The sequence below is a fragment of the Ochrobactrum teleogrylli genome (assembly GCF_006376685.1).
GTDB lineage: Bacteria > Pseudomonadota > Alphaproteobacteria > Rhizobiales > Rhizobiaceae > Brucella > Brucella teleogrylli.
In genome coordinates this window covers 62007-87751 of record NZ_VEWL01000001.1, presented here as the reverse complement: position 1 = coordinate 87751, position 25745 = coordinate 62007, and the positions used below count along the sequence as shown (strand labels likewise).

The following is a 25745-nucleotide window of genomic DNA, read 5'->3' as shown; positions in this document are numbered from 1 at the left end:
TTCTTTTTTCAAAGAAAGGGGTTGCGTTCGGGGTTTGAGTTCGCTAGATGGAAGCCGTCGCGAACGAGCTTCACGCTTCTGTCGCAATTGCAAACGCTCGATAAGAGCATGATTTGCAATCCTTGCTGGGGAATAGTTTAAGGGTAGAACAACGGACTCTGACTCCGTTAGTCTTGGTTCGAATCCAGGTTCCCCAGCCATTATTTTCTTCAAAGAAATCAAGTTGATAAATATCAAGCCGGTACTTCCACAGGCTGGTCTTTTTGCATTCTTCCTCCAAGCGGATTCCCGATAGATTCAGTCGTTTAACCAGACTAGCGGAAAATCCACACCGCATGAAACGCAACATGCTTGACTCTTAAATAAGCAGCGAACAAAATAGGAACATCGACGGCGAAAAGCCGATGGAATCCGAAATGGCTGGAAATGTGATGTCTGCTTATGAGGAGCACGGCAAATGAATGCGCTTGTGCAAAAAGAAGGTTATGAGGACGAGATTGATCTGGTTCTCGCTTACCACGATGGCGATGTGCGAGCTGCTATCGAAGCCTTGCTGAAAGATCGCGATTTTCTGGTGAAGGAAATCGAATATGCGAGCCTCGCAATGTCCATGGGCTTTGCCCGCGGATGGAAGCCAACCGTCTTTACAAAATGATCCATCGCCGGTGCACAGCACACACGTGTCCGATCACACCATGGGAACCATCCAACATCCCTTATTGTTAAGCAGGTGCTTGGATTTGATCGCGATCAATGCTGGGTCCGGCGGGCTCTGCGAAGCTCAGCCAAAGCAAAGGAAGGAAACGTCATGTCGAACACACCGCACACGCTTGGAGAAGAATTCCCCGGCCAAATCGACGCTATTCACGCCCTCAAGGCGAAAGATGCCCGCTTTGCGCGTATTCTGGAAGAATATGACGCAATCAATGATCGCATTCATCTGGCGGAAACAAAGATCACGCCCTTGAGTCAGGACGAAGAGACGCTTTTGCGCAAGCAGCGTCTGGCGATAAAAGATACAATCGCTGAGGCGCTTGCCTCGGCATAATAGCGCGCAACCAAGGCGCCGCAATAAAACCGGCGAGTGAAAGAGACAGCACGTTCCCTCACCCGCCGGACGCCCCCGCGTCAACTGGCAAACCGCGCAAAGGTGGGTCTGCTTATCCACCGAAAGTGTTGCGCCCGCCCAACAAGACGCGCCCATTGGTGCGCTTGCCTCCGAATGCGATGATAGTCGAGTTTGTATGGGGCTTTGAGGCCGACGTCTCGCCAGGTTCCTTGAACGTCACCGGCACCGATGCTGCGGCACCGATTACGAAAGCAGCCAATGCTGCCGCTGCAATGAGAATGTGCTTCATTTTATCCTCCAATTGGCTGGCATCCCAGCATACCAACCCAATATTATGTCATCGGGATAGTTATCCTTTGCGTCCGACCGGAAACAATACGGCAGATGTCGTATATCGTAACGTAAGAACACCTGCCTGAAACCGTCGGATATCTCCTGTCGAAGCACAGCTGAACCAGCCAAGGGTCCGGATTATTGCCGTCTTCTAAGCGGGTTCGACACCTCGCAACGGGCCAAGCGTATCGATACTATAAGCTTCCATATTGTTGGCCAGCCAAGACTGCACACCGTGTGCGACCTCGACAATCATAAGTTGTTTTATTCTGCGATCTACCCAACGATCCGCAGTTCGCATTATTCATTACTTAACAATGCCGTTTTTCCGCCGCACAGATGGTATAAGAAAGCTGAAAAACTGGAAATAATGAAAATATTATACGCGACATGGTGCTCGGCACTTGACGAATTCCATGGGCAAGCGTCTACTATGCTATTGTTTTCATTTGTTATAAGCGCAGACGAAAGATCACAGGCGTGAATCCGATTAAATCCGCATATGTTCCCAGTATTCACGCCGATTTAGGTAATTTGCTTTATTGACCGGCTATCTCAGGGAGAAATGCAATGAACCTCGGTCGTCTTTTTGTCTGTCTGGCCGTTTGTGTGACAGCGATTTCCGGCGCCTTTGCCGCTTCGCTGCCCAAACCGCAGGACAAGCCCATTCTCACAATATCGGGCAATATCCAGAATAAGAACAACGGGGACACCGCGCAGTTCGACCGCGCGGGTCTGGAAGCCCTTGGCCTAAAAACCGTGGAAACCGCCAATCCATGGTATGACGGCAAGGTCCGCTTCGAAGGCGTGTCCATCGACCAGCTGATGAAACTGGTCGGCGCCGAAGGCAAAACCGTCACGGCGGTGGCGCTGAACGACTATGTAACCACCATTCCGCTTGAGGATTTCAAGAAGTTCAACGTAATTCTTGCTTTAAAGCGGGACGGAAAGTACATGGCGGTGCGGGACAAAGGACCGTTGTTTATTATCTACCCGTATGACAGCGACCCTCAACTCCAGAATCAAACATATTACACGCGCTCCGCCTGGCAGGTTGCCAAGCTGATCGTTGAATAGAGGCGCGCTTGAGACGCATACTGGGTGTCATTATCTGCTGCTTTGTGGTGGCAACGGGCTATATCGCCTATGTCATCGCAGAGCGTCAGACGGCTTTGCAAAAATTTTCCCGGTATAATGACTCCTGGTCCATCGGGCAGACTGTTTCTGAATATTTGCGGCTTGAACATCGGCTGAGCGCGCTGGCGCTTGGCCTGCCTGATGTTGATCGCGATGAAGTGCGGCTGCGGCTGGACTTCATGGTCGGACGCCTTGAAATGTTCCAGCAGGGCAATCTGCGCGCCTTCATTCAGGACGATCCGGGACGCCGCCAGCTCTATATGAAGTTGAGCAACATCATCCACGAGATGGATATGAAGCTCGACACGATGAGCACGGACGACATGAAAGCCATGCTCGTCGCGATGAGCGAGCTGGATGCACCGCTGACGTCGCTCGCATCCACATCGGTCGAACACGATGTCGATCTGATCGACGCCGCCCAGAGTGACGTCAAGCAGCTCCATTTCATCTATACGGCGCTTGCCGCAGGCCTTATTCTCTGCGGCGTCGTTCTGGTTATCCTGCTTATTCGCCATAACAATCTTCTGGATCGCGCCCATGGCCGCATGCAGCGCCTTACCGCGGATCTGCGCGAGGCCACGGCAGAACTGCAATCGCAAAACTTTCGTCTCGAACATGACGCGCATCACGATGCGCTGACCGGCCTCCCGAACCGGGTCCTGTTCCGGCAGGATCTGGAAACGCGGCTAACGGCGGCGCTGTCCGGCGGGCCGTCTGCCGTCATCCTTCTGCTCGACCTCGACGGCTTCAAGGATGTGAACGATACGCTCGGACACGATGTCGGCGATATATTGCTGCAGGGCGTTTCGCGGCGGCTGACGCGGCTGAGTCGGAAGGGTGATATTGTCTGCCGCCTTGGCGGCGACGAATTTGCCGTGCTGTCAACCGGCATGACCGAAGAAGAGTCGCTCGAATTCGCCGCGCGTTTGATGGATGAGATCAGCCGCCCCTACCGGGTGGGCGAATTGGAAATCAAGATCGGAACCTGCGTCGGCGTTGCCATTTCGGAAGGCGAGCCCGACACGGAAGAAATGTTCAAACATGCCGATCTGGCGCTTTATGAAGCCAAGGCCGTTGGCCATGGCCATGTCAGCGTTTTCAAATCGGACATGCTGACGCGGCTGCGCGAAAAGAAATCCTTCGAAGCGGATTTACAAACCGCGCTTCAGAACAACGAAATGGAAGTCTATTACCAGCCGCAGGCAACGACCGACACGCGGGAAATCTGCGGTTACGAAGCGCTGCTGCGCTGGACGCATCCGGTGCGCGGTCCGGTCTCGCCGATGGAATTCATTCCGGTGGCCGAGAAGATCGGCACGATCATGCCGCTTGGCGAATGGGTGCTGAAGACGGCCTGTCAGGAAGCCGCGCGCTGGAACAAGCCGCTGCGAATTGCGGTCAATCTTTCGCCGGTGCAGTTCCGCGACAAAGACCTCGTCCAGTCGGTGATGGCGGCGCTGGAAGAAACCGGGCTTGACCCCCGCAGGCTGGAGCTTGAAATCACCGAATCCGTGCTGCTCGACAAGAACGAGCAGACGCTGGAAACACTGCGCGGCCTGAAAGCGCTCGGCATCCAGATCGCCATGGATGATTTCGGCACGGGCTATTCGTCGCTCGGCAGCCTGAGCGGCTTTCCGTTTGACAAGATCAAGATCGACCGTTCCTTTGTCAGTGATGTCACGACGCGCAGCGATGCGCTTGCCATTGTCGAGCTGGTCACCGGCGTTGGCCGCAGCCTGCGCATGACCACCATCGCCGAAGGCATCGAGACGGAAGAACAATATGAATGCCTCAAGGGGCTGGGCTGCGATCAGGTGCAGGGCTATCTGATCGGCAGGCCGATGCCTGCAACAGAGCTCGCTTATCTGCATACCAAAAAAGGACGGGGAAGGACTGTTTCCGGTCGGAGCTAACTGATACGAATACACCCGTGGTAGCAATCAATTGGGTGTGGAAGTGTTGAATGTGCATGGGGTCGTCGTACCCATCGAGCCGGGAGAGGTTTCGCCCGTCATCTGGCAGGCGCTGAGCAGCGGCAGCTATGAAGCCAAGGAAGCGCGTACGATCAAAAAGGCCGTAAAGGCCAGCGACCGGGTCCTAGAACTCGGGTCCGGCATCGGCATCATTACCTCGCTGATCGCTCGAATCAGCGACGTGGCCGTCTGGGCCTTCGAAGCCAATCCGGCAACCGCCTCGCTGGCGCGGCGCGTGCTTGACGCCAACGGCCATGACAATGTGGTTCTGTCGCAGGGCATTTTGAGCGCCGGTGAAACCGGCACCTTCCGTTTTTATGTGCGCAAGGATCTCTGGATGTCGTCCATGGACGAAAATCAGGGGCCTTATGAAAGCACCATTTCGATCACCTCGACCAATATCGACCAGTTCATCGCCGACCACGGCATCAATGTGCTGGTGATGGATATCGAAGGCGCAGAGCGCGATCTGCTCAAGCAGGCCGAGCTGCCGGGTGTGGAACGTATTTTCCTCGAGCTGCACGACCATCTTTATGGTCTGGCCGGCATTCGTGACATTACTCATGCGCTGGCCGAAAAGGGCTTTGCCTACGACCCGCGCGGCTCGCACGGTCCGTGTGTGCTATTCGCCAAGGATGACGGCGCCCGCGAATATGAACCGGAACCCGATGCGCCGGTGATGTAAGACCATCGCTAGAGCGGTTCCTGTTTTGACGGAATCGTCGGAACCGCTCTATCTATTTGTTTTTACGCATTATCCCACGCAAAACCGCTTCGCACTTTTGCTGGAAATGCTCTATCGATAAAAACAGCCCCGGTTCGGTGACGAGTCGGGGCTGTTTTTATTTTCATCGCTGCTGATCGCGATCAGAAATCGCGCAGCTTGCGCGCCGTGTCCTGCAACAGCGTGAATGCCTCAAAACGGCGATCATGCCATTTTGCCCGGTCGGGATCAGGCTGATTGACCTCGCCAAGCTCCGACATGGCAGCCATCGCCATTGCGAGGTCCGGATAAGCTCCGCCCGCAACCGCGCCGAGCATAGCCGAGCCGAGCAGAACCGGTTCCGGCGATGTGGAGGCCGCAATAACGAGACCCGTCGTATCGGCCAGCACCTGACGCACGAGATGCGAACGGGCCGCACCGCCGCTGACGACGATGGTATCCGTCGTTATACCCTTTGCTTTCTGCGCTTCGACGATCTGGCGCGCGCCATAGCCAAGCCCGCAAAGACCGGCCAGATAAAGCGCTGTCAGGCTGTCGATACCTGCATCGAGATCAAGCCCGGCAATGATCGCCCGGGCGTCGGGGTCTGCGAAAGGTGCGCGATTGCCGAGAAACTCCGGCACGACGTGAATGTCGCCGATGATCTCAGCTGTCTTTGCAGCGCCGCCGCGTGCGTCCACTTCCAATGCAAGACGGTCCGCGAGGCCCTTGCCCTCAGCCGCCGCCTGCTTTTCCGCCTCGGCGGCAAAGGGGTGCATGTGGATGAGATGATCGATGGCGGCACCTGCCGCCGACTGACCGCCCTCATTCAACCACAGCCCCGGCACCATGGCCGAATAATACGGGCCCCAGACGCCATCCACGAAAACCGGCTGTTCCGTGGTGGTCATTGTGCAGGCGGATGTGCCAAACACATAGGCCATGCGCGTCAGCACCTTGCCAGCCTCGCCACGCGCGCCCACCGTGCCAATGCCGCCCGCGTGCGCGTCGATCAGACCGGCGGCAATCGCGATGCCCGGCTTGAGGCCAAGTTCCGCTGCGGCTTCCTCGCTCAGAACACCGAGCTTCTCGCCACCCGCACGAACCTCCGTGCCGATGCGCACAAAACCCTCATCGGCTAGTTCGCCGAGGCCAACTTCGCGGAAATAGGCATCGTCCCAGCGATTTTCATGGCTGAGATAGGTCCATTTGCAGGTGACCGTGCAGGCCGAGCGCGCAAGGCTGCCACAAGATTTCCAGGTGAGAAAATCGGTAAGGTCGAAAAACTGCCACGCAGACGCAAAACTTTCCGGCTTGTTTTCCTTCAGCCAGAGGAGCTTCGGCGTTTCCATTTCCGGCGAAATGGTGCCGCCGACATAATCCAGCACCTTGGCCTTGGTCGAATTGATACGCTCAGCCTGTTCGACCGCACGATGATCCATCCAGACGATGATGTCACGCGCCGGATCGTTGGACGGACCAACGGCGAGGGGCTTGCCGCCCCCGCCCAGCACCACCAGCGAGCAGGTGGCGTCATAGCCGATACCGGCAACGCTGGCCGGATCGATCCCGGCGATCTTCACCGCCTCGCGCACGCTTTCGCAGACGGCCTGCCAGATATTGGCGCTCGACTGTTCAACAATGCTGCCAGCCTCGCGCCAAATGGTAATGTCGCGCTTGGCGGAAGCAAGCATTGAACCTCTGGTGTCGAACACACCGGCGCGTGCGCTTCCGGTGCCGACATCGACGCCCAAATAATAGTGAATCATGGTCTCCGACCCGTTCTTGAAGGGATTACAGATCGAGGCTCTGCGGCACGATCACCAGATCCCGAATGGTGATGTTGCGCGGACGCGTCAGCATGAACATCACCGATTCCGCCACTTCCTTCGGCTCCATCAGGCTGCCATTGGCCAAAGCTTCCTCTAGCTTGGCCTTTGGCCAGTCGCTGATGAGCGCAGTCACGACCGGGCCGGGCAGAACACCGCCGACGCGAATGCCATGCGGCGCAACCTGACGGCGAACCGTATGCACGAAAGCCTGCACGGCATGTTTGGACGCCGTATAGATCGGCTCCCAGATCACCGGCACAACGCCCGCCACCGAGCTGGTCATGATGATGTCGCCCGTCTTGCGTTCAATCATATGCGGCAGCACGGCATGAACCGTGCGGAACGCCGCATTAATGTTGAGGTTCAACATGCGATCCCAGGCATCCGGATTACCTTCCCAGAGCGGACCGCCGATATAAGCGCCCGCATTGGCATGGAACACGTCGAGCTGGCCGGTCTGTTCGAGAATCTGCGGCACCATGGTGGCAACCGATTCCGGGCTGAGCAGGTCGATGACCAGCGGCTTTGCCTTGTCGCCAAGTTCGGCGCATTTTTCGGCCAGCGCGTTCTCGTCGCGATCAACGAGAAACACCGTCATACCTGCTTCGACCATGTGCTTTGCACATTCGAAGCCGATGCCGGAGGCAGCACCAGTCACCGCTGCAACTTGTCCTTTGAGATCCTGAGCCATTTGGAGAATCCTTTTATGTTAAGCGCGACCGTGCGACTGGCGCGAGCGGCGTGCAAGAGAATCGACAATCACGGCAATTGCCAGCACGGCACCGGTGATCATGTAGCGAAGCGACGACGACAGATCGAGCAAGGTCAGACCGCTGGCAATCGACTGGATGACGATGATGCCAAGCAAGGCGGACCAGGCGCTGCCGCGACCGCCGAACAGACTTGTGCCACCGATGACCGCTGCTGCAATGGCGTTGAGGTTGACGTCGCCCGTACCGGCCTGCTGGCTGGACGATGCCAAACGCGAAGCGGCGAGAATGCCGCCCGCCGCAGCCAATACCGAACAGGTGACGAAGGCGGAAATATAGATGAAGGTGACGTTGATACCGGCACGGCGCGCAGCTTCACGATTGCCGCCGACAGCCTGCATGGCGCGGCCCCAGCGGGTGCGGGTCAGCGCATAGTTCATGGCAACCACCAGCGCCACAAACAAGCCGAACATCCACGGCACGCCACGCGACTGGTTGAGATAGAACACGGCACCGCCGACGATCAGCGTGATGACAATGGCCTTCAGCGCGATCCCTGAGACGGAAGGTGCCGAAAGCCCGGCCTCGCGACGACGCTGCGCCGAGCGGAAACCCGTGAAGAAGATCGCAAGACCGGCAATCAGCGCCAGCGCATAGGAGAGCGGACGCGGCATCACCAGAAGCTGGCCGAAGCTGACGAGCCACGAGCCATAGGGCAGGTTGATCGAGCCGGTATTGCCGAGGAGATAAAGCTGGAGACCAAGTGCCGCGAGCAGGCCCGCCAGCGTCGAAACGAAGCTTGGCATGCTGAAGCGGTTATAAAGGAAGGCGTAGAGCAGGCCGATCAGCGCTCCCGCGCAAAGGGCTGCGACAATCGCCAACGCCACCGGCCAGCCATTGTTGACCCACAGCACGCCGACGATGGCGGAGGCCAGACCGCTGACGGAGCCGACTGAAAGATCGATTTCGCCAAGCATCAAAATGCAGACGATGCCAAGCGAAATGACGCCGATGGTCGAGCAATCGAACAACAGGTTCACGAGGTTGTTGCTCGACAGGAAAACCGGGTTCAGCGTCTGGAACACGGTCCAGATGATGACGAGGCCGACAATAACCGGCAGCGAGCCAAGATCGCCCGAGCGAACGCGGTCGAAGAAGCCACGCAGCGCGCCCGAAACGCCTTCATCATGGCGCACGCGGGCATCCTGCCGGTCGAGCGGGGTATTTCCGGTTGTCTGGTTCATCGTGCTTCTCCCCGGTCATGAGCGTCATCGTGCTGTGCCTGACGTCGTTCGGCACGGCGGGAAACGGAATTGCTGGTTGCGCCGGTGATGGCGGCGACCAGTTCCTCATTCGATGAATCCGGATAGAAAACACCGTTATTGCGACCAAGACGCAGCACCACGATGCGGTCTGCGACAGCGCGCACATCTTCCATATTATGGCTGATCATCAGCACGCCCAGACCGCGATCACGCACACGCTCGATCAGATCGAGCACTTCCGCCGTCTGCGCGACACCAAGCGCTGCGGTCGGTTCATCGAGCATGATGAGCTTTGGATCGAGCAGCAGCGAGCGCGAAATCGCAACGGTCTGCCGCTGGCCGCCCGAAAGCGAGGCGACCGGCTCGCGGACGCTGGGGATACGGGCGGAAAGCTCGTTCAAAAGCTTCCATGCCTTGATTTCCATCGACACTTCATCGAGGCGATAGGGGCTAAGCTCCCGACCAAGGAAAATATTGGCGACGACATCGAGATTTTCGCACAGCGCCAGATCCTGAAAGACCGTCGCTATGCCAAGGTCGAGCGCATCGCCCGGCGAGGACAGCACAACCTTCTCGCCATTGAATTCTATCGTACCCGAACTCGGCTGATGCACACCGGCGAGTGTCTTGATGAGCGTCGATTTTCCGGCGCCATTGTCGCCCACCAGCGCCACGACTTCCCCCGGATAGACTTCCAGATCGATATCGGTCAGCGCGGAAACAGCGCCGAAATTCTTGGAAATGCCGCTGAGACGCAGCACGGGCTGCGACGATGACGTCGCCGCTTTGTTTTCCTGGGACATTTTTCACTTTCCCCGGCACATCTCACGATATGCCTTTGCGCACGAAACACAGCACATCCCGAAAAATGTGAAACGGCTTTCGGATTGGATGTGCGTAAAAAAGACGCCCGACCGGAAAACCGACCGGGCGCATCGTTGAATTATTGCGTGATGCCAAGCTTCTTGCAGCCATCGGCATAGCGATCGACGCACAGCGTTGCTGCGGGCACGATGTTCTTGTCGATGATTTCAGCCTTGAGGTTTTCGGCCGTCACAACCGCCGGGACGAAGAGCTTCGATGGCGTGTTGTAAAGCGTGGTTTCAGCCTTCGGCGTTTCGCCGTTCAGCAGCTGGGCGGCAACGCGCGCAGCTTCCGAAGCAACGATTTCCGATGGCTTGTTGATGGTGTTGTACTGATCGCCGGAAATGATGAGCTGAAGCGCCGCAATGGTCGCGTCATTGCCGGTAATCGGCGGCAGCGGATCGATACCCGCAGCCTTCATGGCAGCAATCGCACCGCCTGCGGTGCCGTCATTGGCAGCCACGATGCCGACGATCTGGTCGTTGAAGCGGGTAATCTGACCGCTCGCCCATTGCTGCGCCTTGCTTGGCGCCCATTCCGGCGTGTCATATTCGGCCAGCGTCTTGTAGCCGCTGTCCTTCAGACCGGCATGTATACCGTTCTTGATGAGACCGGCAGCCGCATCGGTCGGCGAACCGTTGATCTGGAGAACGCCGCCCTTGTCGGCCGGAACGTTCTTGGCCTTCAGCTGCTTGACGAGCGATTCGGCAATCGACTTGCCGATGGCTTCATTGTCGAACGAGACATAGAAATCCGACGTCGCATCCGGGATCGGGCGGTCATAGGCGATGACCTTGATGTCCTGCGACTGGGCGAGCTTCACCAGCGAGGCTGCAGCTGCAGTATCCACGGCATCGAGAACGATCACCTTGGCGCCCTGCGAAATGACCGAATTGAACTGCTGCTGCTGCTTGGTCGCATCGCCATCGGCGTTGAGATAGAGCACCTTGCAGCTTTCGCAGAGCTTCTTCATTTCTGCTGCAAAACCTGGGAAATCGCGCTCTTCATAGCGCGTGGATGCCTGATCCGGCATCAAAAATCCGACCACCGCGTCCTTGACTTCCGCATGCGCCGTCGTAGCGGCCATCATCAGCACGCCAGCCAGCGCGCCTGTCATCTTCGATACCTTCATGACACTCTCCTCCTGATTGTCTGTTCTTCTGGCATTCGACCGGGAATTTGCCCGCAAGAGACGGCTTTACATGCGCTGAAGCCAAGGGCTCACCTCCAAGGTTACATGCCGAAAGCGTGAAACGCCTTTCGGACGAAGTATCCTCGCATGACCAACTAGAGCGCCGATCCGATTCAAACAGATCGGAACACACGCCAACCAGCCATTTTCAGAAACGCGCTTCGTATTGCCTCCACCTGCCAGCGCCGCCATCTCCCATCAGGCGGCGGCATCTCGTCCCGGGCCTCTTCCCAGTTGGAGATGCTGTAACTCTGCACAACAATTTGCACAATCGATTGTGCAAGGTGATAATGCGCCAGCCCCTGAAATCTGTCAACACGATTCAGCGAGGGATGGGTTGCTGGCGTCTGTAAGACTTCGACAAATCGGGAACAAAGTCCTCGGACATCGCTCCGGTTAGTGCAGAGCCGAGATCGCTCAATTATTTGATATCTTTAAGACTATCCACCGGCAGCGGGATCGCTGAACGCGGCGCGATTAATCTGGGCATAACGAGGTGTAGTTCCGGCGCCGTGACGTGCTTTTCCATCAGTTCGAAGGCTTTGGCGATCATGCCTTCCACATCCTGCTGGATTGAAATCACCGGAAACGACAGGAAAGAGGCAAAGGGGTCATAGTCGTAACAGCCGACCACAAGATCATCGAGCTGCTCGTGCGGGTGCTCGACCATATAGCGCAGCAGGCCCTCAAGATTGATCGACGAATTGACGAACAGACCGCGCGGCAACCGACCGTGACGCTCGCGATATTCATCCAGCGCCCGCACAGTATTTGACGGCGAATAGCCGGTGCGGAAAACGCAATCTTCCGGATCAGACCCGAGAACGGTCTGCTTGGCGTCATGAAAGCCGCGAATACGCTGGCGCGTGGATTCGTCATTGCGACCGCCAAACAGACAAAGCTCCATCGGCTGCAACGGTTCACGATCGGCAAAATGCGCGATGATCGCTTCCGTCAGCATGCGGCCACCGGCGAAATTATCGGTAGTCACCGATGGAGCCTTCGCTCCCGGCAGATCGATATTCACATGCGGGAGTGCTGCCTGTTCGCAGAGTTCATGCAGGCTGTCCGGGTCTGTCGCGCCGCAGATGAACAACTCGTCGATGGAATAGGAAATCAGCGTTTCCGCCGTTTCGCGTTCCTCAGCCGGATCGCGCCCCGCGCTGACCACGACCGGGCAAAGACCACGTGCGCGCACATGCGCTTCGAATGTCTGCGCCATGGACGAGAAAAAGCGGTTGTCATGCAAAGGCAAAAGCAACCCGACAAGGCCGGAGCGGGAATGGCGCAACCCCTGCGCCTGACGGTTGGCAGTATATTGGTGCTGTTCGGCAAGACCCAGAATGGATTCCGCGGTCGCCTGACTGATCCTGCGCTTGCGCCACGTGCCGTTCAGCACTGCGCTGACCGTGGAAGGCGAGCTGCCCGACAGAACGGAAAGGTCGTATATCGTCGCCTTCTTCTTGTCGCGGCGCATTCTGGCTCCTTCTTTTGACTGTATAGAAATAGCGCTCAGAAGCAGAAACTGGAACACGTTTCTCCGATTGCTGGCGCAACACCCACAGAGTTGACGCTTTGCTGTTTATCCCAGCCCACCGGAGACAACAGCAATCAAGTTTCGCAATAAAGCGGTCAAGCGCACCGATAAACTTCACGCAGGGCGCAGTTTTTAGCATCGCATTCCTTAAGCGGGCGATCTGCTCAGGTACAATATTCCCCGAACACGCTCCGCTGCTGCGAGCGCCCGATGGCATTAATCGGGCAATGCGCGGGCATACGGAACACAGGAAGAAAGGTCTCTCATGTCCGCCAATGGAAAGCCGCTCGATTTTCTCTGGTTCATCCCGTCTTCGGGTGACGGCACCTATCTGGGAACCGAAGCGCTGAGCCGCCCTTCCGATCCCGCCTATTTCCGGGAAATCGCGCAGGCGGCAGACCGCCTCGGCTATTCCGGCGTTCTGATCCCGACAGGGGTTGCCTGCGAAGAATCCTTCGTTCTGGCCGCCAATCTTGCCGCTTACACGGAAAAGCTGAAATTCCTTGTCGCAATCCGGCCCGGCGTGGCTTCGCCCGCCTATTATGCCCGCCTTGCCTCGACGCTCGACCGCGTGTCTCAGGGCAGGCTGCTTCTCAATATCGTCGTTGGCGGCAGTCAGCAGGAACTGGCTGGCGATGGCATTTTCCTGCCGCATGACGAACGCTACGACCATGCCGACGAATTCTTCCAGGTGTTCAACGATCTGATCGAAACGGGCCATGGCAATCTCGACGGCAAATACATCAAAGCCCATGACGCTGCCCTTGGCCTGCCGCCCGTGCAGGCCCGCCCGCCGATCTATTTCGGCGGTTCGTCGCAGGCAGGCATCGATTTTTCGGTCGGTCTCGTCGATAAATACCTGACCTGGGGCGAACCCCCGGCACAAGTCGGCGAAAAGATCGCCGCCGTTCGCAAGGCCGCAAGAGCCAAGGGCCGCGACGACCAGATTTCGTTCGGCATCCGCCTGCACTTCATCGTGCGCGAAACCGACGAGGAAGCGTGGGAAGCCGCCGACCGCCTCATTGCGCATCTCGACGACGAAACCATCGCCGCCGCCCAGCAGGTTTTCCTGAAGAATTCCGATTCTGTCGGTCAGGCTCGTATGGTCGCCTTGCACAATGGTCGCCGCGACAAGCTGGAAGTCTCGCCCAATCTCTGGGCGGGCATCGGCCTTGTGCGCTCCGGCGCCGGGACCGCGCTGGTCGGTTCGCCACAAACCGTTGCCGCCCGCCTGCGCGAATATCAGGAATTGGGCATCGATACGGTGATCGCCTCCGGCTATCCGCACCTGGAAGAAGCCTATCGCGTTTCAGAACTGCTGTTCCCCGAATTGGGGCTGGAAGGACCGCGCAACCAGATCCGCTCGTCCTTCGGCAAAAAACAGGTCTTTGGCGGCGGCGGACATGGGGGTAATGTAAAGGTCGCTTCCGGCTCGTGAGATTTGAAATGCCGATGAACGCCCACAGCAGCACCGTCGCCATTATCGGCGGCGGTTTTACAGGCGCGGCTGTTGCACTGCATCTGGCGCGCCAGCTGTCCCAACAAGGGCATGACGCCAACTGGCGGATCGTGGTGATTGAACCGCGCGAAAAGCTTGGGCGCGGTCTGGCCTATGATACGCTCGAACCCGTGCACCGCATCAACGTGCCTGCCGACCGGATGTCCATCCTGCCCGACGAACCACAGGATTTCAGCAACTGGCTTGCGGAAACCGGAATATTGGAAGGCGACCCGGATGCGTTCAGCATAGACGGTGCGCCCTTCCCCGCCCGCACGGTATTTGGGCTTTATGCGTCATCGAAGCTGGCGCCGCTAATTGAAGCCGGACGTGTGGAACACCGCCGCACCCGCGCCGTGAAGGCAACGAAAGACAGTGGCCTCTGGACTATCGACACCGAAGATGGCGAGCCGGTCTTTGCCGATATCGCCGTCCTGGCGGTCAGCCACCCCGCCCCTTCGCTGCCCGGCGTACTCGCGCCGATCAGGGACCATGCCGGGCTGATTGCCGACGCAACGCGCCCCAGCGCGCTGGATAATGTCCAGCCGGACGACCGCGTGCTGGTGGTCGGCAACGGACTGACCGCCGCCGACGTCATTGCCACGCTGAAAGCGCATGGCCATAGGGGGCAGATCGTTTCGATTTCGCGCCGTGGTCTCCGCTCGCGCGGGCATCCCCATGTCACCCACGAGCCTTATGGCGATTTTCTCAACCCGCCCTCGCTCAGCGCTTCACAATTGCTGCAACGGGTCCGTGAAACCGTCAAAGCCGCAGTCGCCGATGGCTTGAGCTGGCATCCGGTTCTTGATGCGGTCCGCCTTCAGGGGCAGAACATCTGGCGGGCTTTGCCTGTTTCGGAGCGCAGACGCATCGCGCGGCATGTGCGTCCATTCTGGGACGTGCATCGCTTCCGCATCGCGCCTCAGGTGGAAAATGCGCTGGACCGCGCCATCGTCGAGGGCACCCTTTCGGTGCGCGCTGCCTCCGTCCGTAGCGCGGAATCCTCCGGCGGTACTTTGCGCATCAGTCTCAAGGATCGCCGGACAGGCCAACTCGATATCCTCGACGTGGACAAGGTTGTTGTCACCACCGGTCCCGGCCATGGCGGCATTCTCGGATCGCAACCCTTGCTGGCGGCGCTTGCCGAAGCAGGCCATCTGGCGCTTTGCCCGACGGGGCTTGGCCTGCTCTGCGACTGGCAAAGTCATGCAATCTCCACGTCGGGCTTCGCCGACGAGACATTGCTGATTGCCGGACCGCTGGCGCGGGGGACATTCGGCGAACTGATGGGATTGCCGCAGGTCAGCGAACACGCCGTTCTCGTGGCTGGCATCATTACCGTGCTGATCGCGGAACAAGACCGTGCCCACCAAAAAGCTGCGGTCTGATCCTTCACGGTTTGGCGGGCTGTATGCGCGTCAGGTGATCCTCAATATGCTGGTGCAGATTGGAAGCCGACATCGGATCATGCCCCGGCAATCGCTTCAATTCGCGTAAATCCTGCGGTGAAACATCGTAACGTTCCTTGAACAACCGGGTAAACTGCGCGCGATCTGAAAAGCCGCATTTATAGGCGACCTCTTTCAGCGTTTCCGCCTTACCTTTGCTATGGATCAGATAGCGATAGGCCAAATCCAGACGCTTTTGCCGGATCAATTTGGTGATGCCGTCATCCTGCTCGAACTGCCGGTACAGATGCGAGTGGGAGAGTTTGAAATGCGCCATGATCGTCTTGGGGCTCAAACGCCGGTCGCGAATATTCAGATCGATATAGTCGATCACCCTTTGCCGCATCGTCTGGTCAATGGCGCTCGATTGTGCCGGCGAGAGCGCGACACCATTCACCGCCGCCACCAGCAACAGCACAAGCGCCTCCTTGATCGCCGGTATTTCAGTCTCCTGAATGAAATCCAGCGCGCCATCCAGACTCAAGATGAAATCGAACAACACCTGATTGATGTTCACATTCCGCGGCAGGATAAGCCCGTGCAGATCCTTCGCAGGAAACCACTTATTGATCTCGAACCGGGGGATCGCCAGGGTCACCCGCGCACCCGCTTCCTTGTGGCTGTCCAGAACTTTCGTCAGGTCCACGAAAAACATATCGCCCGGCTGCACCTGAACATAGGTGCCATCGAAGTCACCGGTATATTCTCCCGACAGGACAAGCTGCAGCAGGCAGATATCGAGATTTGAGCGCGCAATGATCTCCGGCGTTCGCCGGCAAATCTGCTCGTTGAATGTCGTGTCGCCCAGCACCATGCTGTCAAAAATCCGTGAGCGAATGGTGCCGATCAGTTCAGCATGACCATCCTCGTCTACGGGAGAGACTTCGTATATAAGCTTCGATACTTCCTGCCAAAAGGCAGTGCGATATCTTTCATCCACCATGTCGGTCGAGAGAAAAAATTCCGACACTATTTACCAGCCTTTCGTCGAGCCACGCAGAATATTGTGGGCAATAATTATTTCCTGAGACTATCTGGAGGTCGACCTGTATTCTTCCTAAGTCTCGAAACTCCAGCATTTTTTAAGCTTTTTATGCAAAAGGAACTACCTCGCTTTAAGCAATGATTCACTCATGCGCAGACCATCTTTTTTATATTTCTTTTTAAATATAGACCGACAATTTTATATTTCCAAATAAAATCTAATATCTATCGATATTTATTAGGTTGAGATAATATTGCACTGAATATGGGATAAAAACGCATTGCTCGACTTTGATTTTTACATATAGCTCATTCCGAAGAGAATAAAACACCCTGTTCCATTATGAAGCAGGTCCACCCCCATAGTTATGCATAAGATCAAGTTTTTCTAAGGCCAGTTATCGCAGCAACGGGAAAGCTCGTTCTTTCCGAGACGGCAGATATTTGCCTCTTGAGAACTGGTCACTCAATCCTTTCAAACACAGGATCTCGCGAATGGACCACGAACTGACAAGCCGGCTTAGCTTCTCACGACGTTCGTTTCTTAAGGTGGCGGCAGCTTCGGCGGCAACTGCCCTTGCGCCAGAAATTGCCTTCGCTGAAGACAAGACTTTTCCAGCCGGTTTCAAGTGGGGCGTCGCTTCCGCCGCCGCGCAAGCAGAAAGCCGCGCCGGGCGCGGGCGCAGCAACTGGGACGTTTTTGCCGATATTTCAGGTCGAATTCGCGACGGCTCAACCAACGTGAAGAACACGCAATTCGAAACGCGTTACGGCGAAGAGTTTGCCCTGTTGTCTCAAGCCGGTTTGAACACTTTTCGCTTTTCTTTCTACTGGTCACGCATCCAGCCCGAAGGACCGGGCGCGCCAAGCGCCGCTGCGTTGGACTTATATGACCGTATGATCGACGAGATGCTTCGGCTCGGTCTTGATCCCATGGCCACCATCCTGCATTTTGAAAACCCCATTTGGGCCGGTGATTTCCGCAATCGTGAAATCATCCAATATGCAACCGACTACACCGAAATTATAACGCGCAGGTTTGGCGATCGCATCAAGCTTTGGATTGCCATGAACGAGCCTGGCACCGTTTCCACCTTCGGCTATGGTTCGGGACGCTTTGCGCCGGGTTATATATCCTTGAGGGCAATGGGGGATGCGATCCATCATCAAAATGTCGCGCAGGGCCTTATCATCGCGGCCGCCCGGGCGAATCTGCCGAAAGACGCGAAGGTCGGCACCACGCTCAATCTCCAGACCGTCCGATCCAAGTCCAACTACCCGGAAGATGAAAAAATCGTCCGAATGATGGATGCTTACTGGAACACGGCCTATCTCGATCCGCTGTTCGGCCAGGAATATCCAGTAGAGGTGCACGCACTGGTCGCTCCAGTCGTCCAGCCCGGCGATATGGAAATCATCGCCGCGCGACCTGATTTTCTCGGCGTCAATTATTACTCACGCTTTTACGTCAAGGCCGAACCGCACACGCCACTCGGCTTCGTGCAGGACACGCCTCCGGATAATCTCGAGCTCACCAAATATCTGCCCTACGAACCGGATGGATTTTCCGAAACCCTGCTGCGTGTCCACAACGGTTATGGCGCCCCCGACATTTACGTTACTGAATTTGGCTTCCCGGTTGACGAACCCAATACAGTCGTCAATGGCGTCGTCGAGGACACAACGCGAATTCATTTTATCAAGGGCTATGTTGAGGAAGCCTATAAAGCGATGCAGAAGGGCGTCAACCTGAAGGGGCTGGTCTACTGGTCTTCCACGGACAATTGGGAATGGAACGAAGGATTTGCAAAGAACTTCGGCCTGATAAAGGTTGACCCCACAACAGAGAAGAGATGGCCGAAGCGTAGCCTCGAATATTTCGGAAAATGCTGCAAAACCAATAGCATTGTTTAAGCGCCCTCCCTTTGAGAGCGGTCCCGACACTCGCCCACAACAATGTTGTTGAACAGCGAATGCCGGGATCAAACTACCGGCTTTCTTCGAAAGAATAGTGTTGCGTTTTCATCCAGCATAACGCTGTCGGCCAGCCTAAAATCAAACAACGAATTCAATCTGCGGGCACAAGCGTTAGCGTTCCGACCTTTATACATTGGAGGGCAAATGGCTCGCGTGGGGTATTTTCTGGTTGCCGTAGCAATCCTTGCTTCGTCTTTGACTTTCGAAGCGCGCGCCGAAGCTACCAGCGGCAAAATCGAGCTGCAGCATGGATGGCGTCTCATCCGGGACGACGACGCGAAAGCAGCACAGATCGACGTGCCCAACGCACCTCTTGTCGACAGCGGCTACGCCATCCAGACGATGCCCTCCACCGTTTTGAACACGCTCAGCAAGGCTGGTGTCTACAAGGATATCTACTATGGGGACAATCTTACCAAGGTAGACAACACCCTGTGGAAACACCAATGGTGGTATCAGACCAAGCTCGATGTTCCAGAAGGGCACGACCGTTACACGCTCATCTTCAACGGGCTAAACTATCGCGGCGAAATCTGGCTGAACGGCCAAAAGATCGCAGGTCCCGACACCGTTGTCGGCATGAGCCGCAAGTACGAGTTTGACGTCACGAAGCTGGTCCATCCCGGCGCAAATAATTTGCTGGCGGTTAAAATCACCCCGGAACAGCGCACCCCAAGCCTGACACTGGGTGACAGCCTTAATCCGGGGAAAGGCGAAGGTGTCGATCTGACCGACACCTGGATGGACTGGATCAACCTGAAATATCTCGGCGATTACGCGACAAAAACCTCTTTTATCCCCGATAAGGGCGCAGGTATCTGGCGCAAGGTCTATCTCACCTATGGCGGCGATGTTGCCTTGCGCAATCCTTATGTCAAAGCCGACCTGTCGGTGCCAGATCTGAAGACGGCGAAGCTCGATGTCTATGCCAATCTGATCAACCGCTCTTCAGAACCCGTTACGGGGGTACTGCGCGGCGAGATCAGCCGGGAGGGCAAGCCCAGCATTCACCTCGAAAAGACCGTCACGCTCAAAGCCAACGAAACTCGCGAAGAAAGCTTTACCCCGGAACAAGTCAAGACGCTGACGGTGAATAAGCCCGATGTCTGGTGGCCCTATATCTGGGGCAAGCCAAACCTCTACAATCTGAAACTCACCTTTAGCATCGGCGACAAGGTTTCCGATACAGCAACAACGGATTTCGGCATACGCAAGATCACGCAGCACATCGACAACTCCAAGCTGTTTCCGAAGTTCAAGAACCCCGGCAGCTTCTATATCAAGGTCAATGGCCGTGATTATCTGATTCGTGGCGCGGCCTATACGCCCGACCTGTTGTTCGACAACAATCCGCAGCGCGATCGCGACATCATCCGCTATGCGAAAGACCTTGGCGTCAACATGCTGCGCTGGGAGGGCAAGTTCGCCGATGATGACATGCTGGAGCTGGCCGACAAGGAAGGCATCCCGGTCATGCGCGGCCTCATGTGTTGCGGATCGTGGGAACTGTGGAGCCATTGGGACAAGGAAGACTACGCCGTCGCTTATGCCACAGTTCATGACATGATCGCGGATTTTCGCTCGCATGCCTCGGCCTTCATCTGGGCGAATGGCAGCGATGGACTGCCCCCGGCTCCCGTCCTTCAGGAATACCATGCCATTCTGAAAAAGATGCATTGGCAAAATGCGGTGGTCGATACGGTGTCCGCCCGCAACGGTGACTGGAGCGGCATCCATATGGCGGCGCCCTATTCATGGCGCGCGCCCGCCTTCTGGTTCAAGGGCGACATCATCGGCGCGATGGGCTCCATCGCTGAATCGGGCAATGACGAGACTATTCTGCCGCTGGACAGTCTGAAGAAATTCCTGCCAGCGGACAAGCTCTGGCCCATCAATGATTTCTGGTATATGCGCGCCGGTTCCGCACCCGGCAACAGCACGCTTGAAAGCGCCAAGGCGGCCATTGCCAATCGATATGGTCCTGCAGATAGCGTTGAAGATCTTGCGCGCAAGGCTCAGCTCACGACCTATGAAAATGTCCGCGCGCAGAACGAAGCCTATGGCGCGCTGGGTGGGGACGCCCACAAGATGACGATTTTCTGGATGCTTAACAGCCATTGGCCATCCTTCTTCGGTCATCTCTTCGATTATTATATGAAACAGGGCGGCGGCTATTTCGGAGCCAAGAAAGCCCTGCAGCCTTTAAGCGTTGTTTTTGACGGCTATGCGACCGGCAACCATTCCAAAGCCAAAATTTATCTCGTCAACCAGACTCTGGGGGGCTTGAAAAACCTAACAGTCAACGCCCGGCTCTACGACATAAACGGCAAGCTCAAGCACGAGAAGAATGTGACCGTCAAAACCACCAGTCCTACCACCTCGACAGTCGCCATGACGCTTCCGCGTTATGGCGACATGGGCAAGGTTTATTTCGTCCGCCTGCAACTCCGCGATGCCAAGAACGAAGTGCTTGCGGAGAACACATATTGGCAATCGGCAAAGGACGACATTCCTGAAAACATGAGTCCAGACTCCATGATGGACGCCATGATACTCAAACAAAAGCAATGGGCTGACTTCACCCCGCTCAACACGATGCCGAAGGTGGAACTCAAAACCACACTTGAAGAAATCGCCTCCCAAGACGACTTCCGCCGCTTCAAGATTTCGCTGAACAACCCGACCGACCACATCGCTTTCTTTGTCCGGGCGGAGCTTCGGCAAGACGATAGTTCCGGTGAAATTCTGCCCATCACCTATGACGACAATTACGTCACGGTCTATCCCCGCGAGACGCGCGAAATCACCGCGGCAGTCTCAAAGGCACAGATCAACGGGCAGAAGCCGGTTGTCGCTATCGAAGGTTACAACACCCACTGATTGCCACTGTAAAACCAACATCACTGAACCTCTGGATCAGAGCAGGCTCATGAAACCACTAGTCCAAACCCTAAAGCCTATCCTCTGGTCCGTTCCGGCGACGCTCCTCTGCTTTGGCGCACAGGCCGCAGAAAACGGTCTCGGCTTCTACCTGCTGGGGTCCAAGGGGCCAATGGCTGCGATCCTGCCCGCGCCCGGACTCTATCTGCAGAACGACACCTACTTCTATCGCGCAAGTGCCGGTGCGTCCGCGCCGCTGCCGCTGGGCGGTGTGGTCGGCTTTGGTGTCGATGCCAAGGCCGTTGTCGATCTCCCAACCTTCATATGGTCCACGCCCTATGAACTTCTGGGAGGACGGCTGGCCTTTGGCTTGACCACACCTTTCGGCCAACAGAATGTCGATGCCGATCTGGTCTATGGCCCCTATTCGGGCGATATCGACAACAGCGTTACCAGGATTGGTGATCCGGTGGTCACCACCACGATCGGCTGGAACAGCGGCGACTTCCATTGGAGCCTCAATGGTATGGTCAATGTTCCCATTGGGGACTACCAGAAGGACTCGCTCGCCAATATTGCCTTCCACCGTTGGGGTGGCGATCTTTCCGCTGCGGGCACCTGGTTCGACCCGGCGCGCGGCCTCGACATATCCGGCGTAGTCGGCTTCACCTTCAACGGGAAAAACCAAGAAACCGATTACCGCACCGGAACCGAATTCCATGTGGAAGGCGCGGTTTCGCAATATTTCTCGAAACAGTTCTCGCTCGGTGCCATCGGCTATTATTACCAGCAGATCAGCGACGACAGCGGCAGCGGAGCCGTGCTCGGTGGCTATCGCGGGCGCGTGGCGGCACTCGGTGTAACCGCGAGCTACAATTTCGAATTCGATAAAACACCGGTTCAGGCGCGGGTGAAATTGCTGCGCGAGTTGCATACCGAAAACCGGGTCGAGGGCACCGCAGCGTTTCTTACGCTTTCGGTTCCGCTTTACGTGAGCAAATGACCCGGCAATTTGGTCACGTCGAAAGCCCAGCGTGAATGGATCAGGATGTTAAAATGTTGTTAATATTTACTACTCTATTATATTAGTAATATATAATTTGATGACGACTTATTTAAAGAAAACACTTTCGGAAACTTCTTTTACTGTTTCAAATATAATTTATATAGCTTATCCTAATAAGCGATTCTATACATACCGGAAGAACCACTATGCCTTTATCCGCCTCAGCACAACTTACGATTGCGCGGCCATGACACATTTAAACATGCAGTCTTGCGGAAGGCACTTCACCCCATAGCACCCTGCGTCGCAGGATCAGCGTTGAAGCCCCAGCACGACGCAAGCTCCCAAACAATCTGAACAGACCCAGCCGACCGTGCCCCCACGAAAGTCGGCGGGCCAAGACAACCGACGTTGGTTGTCCCTTGAACTATGCAGGATAATTTGATGCGGACATACCCATTGCACAAACTGGCAGCCGTCCTTTCTGCGAGCACGGCGCTGCTCTTGCTGACCCATACAGCGAATGCAGCGGATATTAGATATACAGGCGGGTCTGGTGGTTCCTGGAATGTCGCAGCCAACTGGGCAGGTGACTCCGCGCCGACAGACAACGATACCGCCATAATCGGTTCCGGCATTATAACAATATCGGTATCTACGAACTCTACCGTGCAGGTCGGGAGCATCTTGTTCGAAGATGGGGCGAACTTATCTAGTTCCAATGGCATCGGTGGCTTTGGAAACCCCGGCCTAGTGCAGATTTATGGTGTAAATGGAATAGGTATCCACTACGCTAGCGAATTGGAATCCACAGGCCCGAGAAAAACTCAAATCATGAATGATTTGGAATATTTGATTGATAATCCAAATGGCGGCGAGTTGAAAACTGGTCCTAGCTACGGCATTTTGCTCGGCCCGCATACTTTGACAGTCAATGTGGTCAATTCAGGTAACATAATGAACGTTGGTGGCCCTATAGAAGGTCAGGGTAACTTGATTCTGACAGGCAATGGCGATCTCATTACCGATGGCGTGCATAGCTTCACTGGCTACACCGATATTCGGTCAGGAACGCTCAAGCTTTTCAGCACCGGCCCTCGTACCGGCAATCTGAACTCATCCAGCCTCATCAATGTCGATGGAACTTTTGACATCAGCGCGATAACCCCCACCTCCACATCGATCCAGACCTTGACTGGCACGGGCGAGGTTCGGCTTGGAACCAAGACCCTCGAGATCACAAACGCAAGCACAACATATGCGGGCGATATCAGCGGCACGGGCGGCGTCACGATCAGCAGCGGTGTTCTCACTCTGGCTGGCGCGACCAGCTATAGCGGCGCAACGTCGATTGCAGCTGGTGCGCGCCTTCAGCTCGGTGCGGGCGGCGCGACGGGCAGTCTGGCCAGCCAGCAAATCTCCAATGAGGGCGAACTGGCGTTCAACCGCGACAATGCGTTTGATTTCAGCGCCAACATTTCTGGAAACGGCACCGTATTCCAGAGCGGAACAGGCACGACCACCCTGTCGGGCAACAACACCTATAGCGGCGACACCAATATCGAAGCCGGAACCCTGAAAGCGGGTGCGACCAACGCCTTCAGCACGTCATCGGCTTTTACAGTTTCGTCCGGCGCGACGCTCGATCTCAACGACATGGATCAGACACTGGTGACGCTCGCCAATGCGGGTAATGTCAATTTCGGCACATCGACCAGCAACAATCTTCATATTACCGGCGATTATGTCGGCAAGAACGGCATGCTGACGATCAATGCCGTTCTTGGCGACGACACGTCGAACACGAACACGATCGTGATCGATGGCAATACGTCGGGCACCAGCTTCCTCCATGTCAATAATCGCGGTGGAACGGGCGACAGCACGACGCTGGGCATCGAAGTCATCAAGGTCAACGGCAGTTCTGACGGTGATTTCATACTGGACGCGCAATATCGTGCAGGCGGCAGACCCGCTGTGGTGATCGGCGCGTATGAGTACGGCCTTTATAAAGGCAATGCTGAAGGTCAGAACACCAATGACTGGTATCTGATTTCCAAGAAGACGCCAGTGATCCCCACGCCAGATCCAGACCCAAATCCGGAAAACCCCAATACTGAAAATCCAGTTCCAGAGAAGCCGGAACCACAACCGGAAGGCAAGCTGCAAGCCGGTGCGCCGGTCTATGAGGCCTATTCGCAGCATCTGCTTGGGATGAACAACGTCTCCTCGCTGCGCCAGCGCACGGGCAACCGCGTCTGGGTGGGGCAAACCACGTCTTCCGACAAGGAAACCGCAACCTCCATGGGCAATGGCGTCTGGGGCCGCATTGAAGGCGCGCATAATCGTCTTGAAGCCGACTACAGCACCACCGGAACCCAAATCCGTCAGAACATCTTCAAGATGCAGGCGGGTATTGACGGCGCATTTCTGGAAAATGAGCAGGGTCGCCTCATTGGCGGCATCTTCGGCCAATATATGCATGGCAAAACCAGAACATCGTCCAGCGACTTCGTGTCCGGCGATATTTCCACGGATGGTTATGGCCTCGGTGGAACCCTGACCTGGTATGGCGAGAACGGCTTTTATGCAGACGGGCTGGCGCAGGCGACATGGTATGACAGCGACCTGACCACATCGGCAGAAGGCGCATCGGCGCTCGCCACCGGAAGCCATGCATTCGGCTATGCGCTGTCGCTGGAAAGCGGGCAGAAACTCGCCATCGACAACGATTGGTCGGTCACGCCACAAGGCCAGCTGGTCTATTCGTCGGTGGACGCCGACAACTTCATCGACGGTTTCGGCAGCGCCGCGCGGTTTGATCGTGGCGAGAGCCTGCAAGGCCGTCTTGGCCTCAATCTCGATTACGCATCTTCCTGGCAGAACGCCAGGGGCACAACCGACCGCGCCAGCCTCTACGGCATCGCCAACCTTTATTACGAATTCCGCGACGGCACCCGTGCCGATCTCGCAGGCGTCAGTCTGGCAAGCCGTCAGGATCGTCTGTGGGGCGGTCTCGGCGTCGGCGGCAGCTATGATTTCGACAATCGGCGCTATTCCGTGTTCGGCGAAGGACTGGTCAACACAAGCCTGAATAATTTCGGCGACAGCTACACGCTGAAGGGCAATGTCGGCCTGCGCGTCAACTGGTAAACGCACAGCAGAGCGGCTTCGCATCACGAAGCCGCTCTCAATTATGTTACAGGGCCGATTGAACCAAATCGCCAGAGCCGCGTTTATTAAGCATTCGTTAACCATAACGGAGGCTGTCATGCTCTGGTACTACCGACTGGAAAGCAGTTTTGCCGCCGCATTCGTGATCGCTGCGGCAGTC

At 56.4% G+C, this 25745-nt stretch carries 19 protein-coding genes and 1 tRNA gene; 12 read left to right on the top strand and 8 right to left on the bottom strand.

Features of this window, described 5'->3' with window-relative positions; genetic code table 11:
• Nucleotides 1-126 precede the first annotated feature (126 nt).
• The 3 genes from FIC94_RS00385 to FIC94_RS00375 all read left to right on the top strand — a co-directional run bounded on the left by FIC94_RS00385 (nt 127) and on the right by FIC94_RS00375 (nt 1048).
• Nucleotides 127-200: transfer RNA gene (locus FIC94_RS00385), tRNA-Gln, on the top strand.
• Nucleotides 201-457: 257 nt separating this feature from the next.
• Nucleotides 458-655, top strand: coding sequence for a CUE domain-containing protein (locus FIC94_RS00380; protein WP_109367830.1), 198 nt, complete (start codon nt 458-460; stop codon nt 653-655).
• 153 nt (nt 656-808) lie between these two features.
• Complete coding sequence (locus FIC94_RS00375; RefSeq protein WP_140023537.1) at nt 809-1048, top strand: HP1242/YdcH family protein; 240 nt, start codon at nt 809-811, stop codon at nt 1046-1048.
• Between the two features lie 112 nt (nt 1049-1160).
• On the opposite strand, the gene FIC94_RS00370 is transcribed toward FIC94_RS00375, so the two are convergent.
• A complete protein-coding gene (locus tag FIC94_RS00370; RefSeq protein WP_140023536.1) occupies nt 1161-1358 on the bottom strand; it encodes a hypothetical protein in 198 nt (65 codons plus the stop codon).
• Between the two features lie 614 nt (nt 1359-1972).
• On the opposite strand from FIC94_RS00370, the gene FIC94_RS00365 reads away from it, so the two are divergent.
• Genes FIC94_RS00365 through FIC94_RS00355 form a run of 3 tightly spaced genes read left to right on the top strand, consistent with a single transcriptional unit; the run spans nt 1973 to nt 5200 of the window.
• Nucleotides 1973-2479, top strand: a complete 507-nt coding sequence (locus tag FIC94_RS00365; RefSeq protein WP_109367833.1) for a putative pterin-binding protein — start codon at nt 1973-1975, stop codon at nt 2477-2479.
• A gap of 8 nt (nt 2480-2487) precedes the next feature.
• Nucleotides 2488-4455, top strand: a complete 1968-nt coding sequence (locus tag FIC94_RS00360; RefSeq protein ID WP_140023535.1) for a putative bifunctional diguanylate cyclase/phosphodiesterase — start codon at nt 2488-2490, stop codon at nt 4453-4455.
• A gap of 37 nt (nt 4456-4492) precedes the next feature.
• Nucleotides 4493-5200: an FkbM family methyltransferase gene (locus FIC94_RS00355; protein WP_109368040.1), complete on the top strand. Its 708-nt coding sequence runs from the start codon at nt 4493-4495 to the stop codon at nt 5198-5200.
• Nucleotides 5201-5382: 182 nt separating this feature from the next.
• On the opposite strand, the gene FIC94_RS00350 is transcribed toward FIC94_RS00355, so the two are convergent.
• The 6 genes from FIC94_RS00350 to FIC94_RS00325 all read right to left on the bottom strand — a co-directional run bounded on the left by FIC94_RS00350 (nt 5383) and on the right by FIC94_RS00325 (nt 12558).
• Nucleotides 5383-6987: an FGGY-family carbohydrate kinase gene (locus FIC94_RS00350; RefSeq protein WP_140023534.1), complete on the bottom strand. Its 1605-nt coding sequence runs from the start codon at nt 6985-6987 to the stop codon at nt 5383-5385.
• Nucleotides 6988-7012: 25 nt separating this feature from the next.
• Complete coding sequence (locus FIC94_RS00345; protein ID WP_140023533.1) at nt 7013-7741, bottom strand: SDR family oxidoreductase; 729 nt, start codon at nt 7739-7741, stop codon at nt 7013-7015.
• An 18-nt stretch (nt 7742-7759) separates the two neighbouring features.
• On the bottom strand, nt 7760-9004 hold the full coding sequence (locus FIC94_RS00340) for a sugar ABC transporter permease (protein WP_140023532.1): 1245 nt from the start codon (nt 9002-9004) through the stop codon (nt 7760-7762).
• The gene (locus FIC94_RS00335) at nt 9001-9828 is read right to left on the bottom strand and encodes an ATP-binding cassette domain-containing protein (protein ID WP_140023531.1); all 828 of its coding nucleotides are present in this window, start codon (nt 9826-9828) and stop codon (nt 9001-9003) included. The genes FIC94_RS00340 and FIC94_RS00335 overlap by 4 nt, the downstream gene beginning before the upstream one ends.
• Before the next feature lie 140 nt (nt 9829-9968).
• Nucleotides 9969-11021, bottom strand: coding sequence for an ABC transporter substrate-binding protein (locus FIC94_RS00330; protein ID WP_109367838.1), 1053 nt, complete (start codon nt 11019-11021; stop codon nt 9969-9971).
• A gap of 481 nt (nt 11022-11502) precedes the next feature.
• Nucleotides 11503-12558 (bottom strand): LacI family DNA-binding transcriptional regulator, encoded by a 1056-nt coding sequence (locus FIC94_RS00325; RefSeq protein ID WP_140023530.1) that lies wholly within the window; start codon nt 12556-12558, stop codon nt 11503-11505.
• A 325-nt stretch (nt 12559-12883) separates the two neighbouring features.
• On the opposite strand from FIC94_RS00325, the gene ssuD reads away from it, so the two are divergent.
• Together ssuD and FIC94_RS00315 are read left to right on the top strand one after the other, a co-directional pair.
• A complete protein-coding gene (gene ssuD / locus FIC94_RS00320) occupies nt 12884-14056 on the top strand; it encodes an FMNH2-dependent alkanesulfonate monooxygenase (RefSeq protein ID WP_140023529.1) in 1173 nt (390 codons plus the stop codon).
• Nucleotides 14057-14070: 14 nt separating this feature from the next.
• Nucleotides 14071-15504, top strand: coding sequence for an FAD/NAD(P)-binding protein (locus FIC94_RS00315; protein WP_140023528.1), 1434 nt, complete (start codon nt 14071-14073; stop codon nt 15502-15504).
• A 4-nt stretch (nt 15505-15508) separates the two neighbouring features.
• Here FIC94_RS00315 and FIC94_RS00310 read toward each other — a convergent pair whose 3' ends face one another.
• Nucleotides 15509-16534: a helix-turn-helix domain-containing protein gene (locus tag FIC94_RS00310; protein WP_140023527.1), complete on the bottom strand. Its 1026-nt coding sequence runs from the start codon at nt 16532-16534 to the stop codon at nt 15509-15511.
• A 509-nt stretch (nt 16535-17043) separates the two neighbouring features.
• Between FIC94_RS00310 and FIC94_RS00305 the strand changes: the two genes are divergently transcribed.
• The 4 genes from FIC94_RS00305 (at nt 17044) to FIC94_RS00290 (ending at nt 25564) form a co-directional block, all read left to right on the top strand.
• Nucleotides 17044-18462: a glycoside hydrolase family 1 protein gene (locus tag FIC94_RS00305; RefSeq protein ID WP_140023526.1), complete on the top strand. Its 1419-nt coding sequence runs from the start codon at nt 17044-17046 to the stop codon at nt 18460-18462.
• Between the two features lie 207 nt (nt 18463-18669).
• Nucleotides 18670-21405: a glycoside hydrolase family 2 protein gene (locus tag FIC94_RS00300; RefSeq protein WP_180917861.1), complete on the top strand. Its 2736-nt coding sequence runs from the start codon at nt 18670-18672 to the stop codon at nt 21403-21405.
• A 49-nt stretch (nt 21406-21454) separates the two neighbouring features.
• Complete coding sequence (locus FIC94_RS00295) at nt 21455-22408, top strand: SphA family protein (protein WP_140023524.1); 954 nt, start codon at nt 21455-21457, stop codon at nt 22406-22408.
• Nucleotides 22409-23368: 960 nt separating this feature from the next.
• On the top strand, nt 23369-25564 hold the full coding sequence (locus FIC94_RS00290) for an autotransporter family protein (protein ID WP_180917859.1): 2196 nt from the start codon (nt 23369-23371) through the stop codon (nt 25562-25564).
• The last annotated feature ends 181 nt before the right edge of the window (nt 25565-25745 follow it).

What these genes read in the sequence shown, in the direction of transcription:
- FIC94_RS00380 (WP_109367830.1), top strand. Translation starts at nt 458, where the DNA reads ATGAATGCGCTTGTGCAAAAAGAAGGTTATGAGGACGAGATTGATCTG.
- FIC94_RS00375 (WP_140023537.1), top strand. Translation starts at nt 809, where the DNA reads ATGTCGAACACACCGCACACGCTTGGAGAAGAATTCCCCGGCCAAATC.
- FIC94_RS00370 (WP_140023536.1), bottom strand. Translation starts at nt 1,358, where the DNA reads ATGAAGCACATTCTCATTGCAGCGGCAGCATTGGCTGCTTTCGTAATC.
- FIC94_RS00365 (WP_109367833.1), top strand. Translation starts at nt 1,973, where the DNA reads ATGAACCTCGGTCGTCTTTTTGTCTGTCTGGCCGTTTGTGTGACAGCG.
- FIC94_RS00350 (WP_140023534.1), bottom strand. Translation starts at nt 6,987, where the DNA reads ATGATTCACTATTATTTGGGCGTCGATGTCGGCACCGGAAGCGCACGC.
- FIC94_RS00345 (WP_140023533.1), bottom strand. Translation starts at nt 7,741, where the DNA reads ATGGCTCAGGATCTCAAAGGACAAGTTGCAGCGGTGACTGGTGCTGCC.
- FIC94_RS00340 (WP_140023532.1), bottom strand. Translation starts at nt 9,004, where the DNA reads ATGAACCAGACAACCGGAAATACCCCGCTCGACCGGCAGGATGCCCGC.
- FIC94_RS00335 (WP_140023531.1), bottom strand. Translation starts at nt 9,828, where the DNA reads ATGTCCCAGGAAAACAAAGCGGCGACGTCATCGTCGCAGCCCGTGCTG.
- FIC94_RS00330 (WP_109367838.1), bottom strand. Translation starts at nt 11,021, where the DNA reads ATGAAGGTATCGAAGATGACAGGCGCGCTGGCTGGCGTGCTGATGATG.
- FIC94_RS00325 (WP_140023530.1), bottom strand. Translation starts at nt 12,558, where the DNA reads ATGCGCCGCGACAAGAAGAAGGCGACGATATACGACCTTTCCGTTCTG.
- ssuD (WP_140023529.1), top strand. Translation starts at nt 12,884, where the DNA reads ATGTCCGCCAATGGAAAGCCGCTCGATTTTCTCTGGTTCATCCCGTCT.
- FIC94_RS00315 (WP_140023528.1), top strand. Translation starts at nt 14,071, where the DNA reads ATGAACGCCCACAGCAGCACCGTCGCCATTATCGGCGGCGGTTTTACA.
- FIC94_RS00305 (WP_140023526.1), top strand. Translation starts at nt 17,044, where the DNA reads ATGGACCACGAACTGACAAGCCGGCTTAGCTTCTCACGACGTTCGTTT.
- FIC94_RS00300 (WP_180917861.1), top strand. Translation starts at nt 18,670, where the DNA reads ATGGCTCGCGTGGGGTATTTTCTGGTTGCCGTAGCAATCCTTGCTTCG.
- FIC94_RS00295 (WP_140023524.1), top strand. Translation starts at nt 21,455, where the DNA reads ATGAAACCACTAGTCCAAACCCTAAAGCCTATCCTCTGGTCCGTTCCG.
- FIC94_RS00290 (WP_180917859.1), top strand. Translation starts at nt 23,369, where the DNA reads ATGAACGTTGGTGGCCCTATAGAAGGTCAGGGTAACTTGATTCTGACA.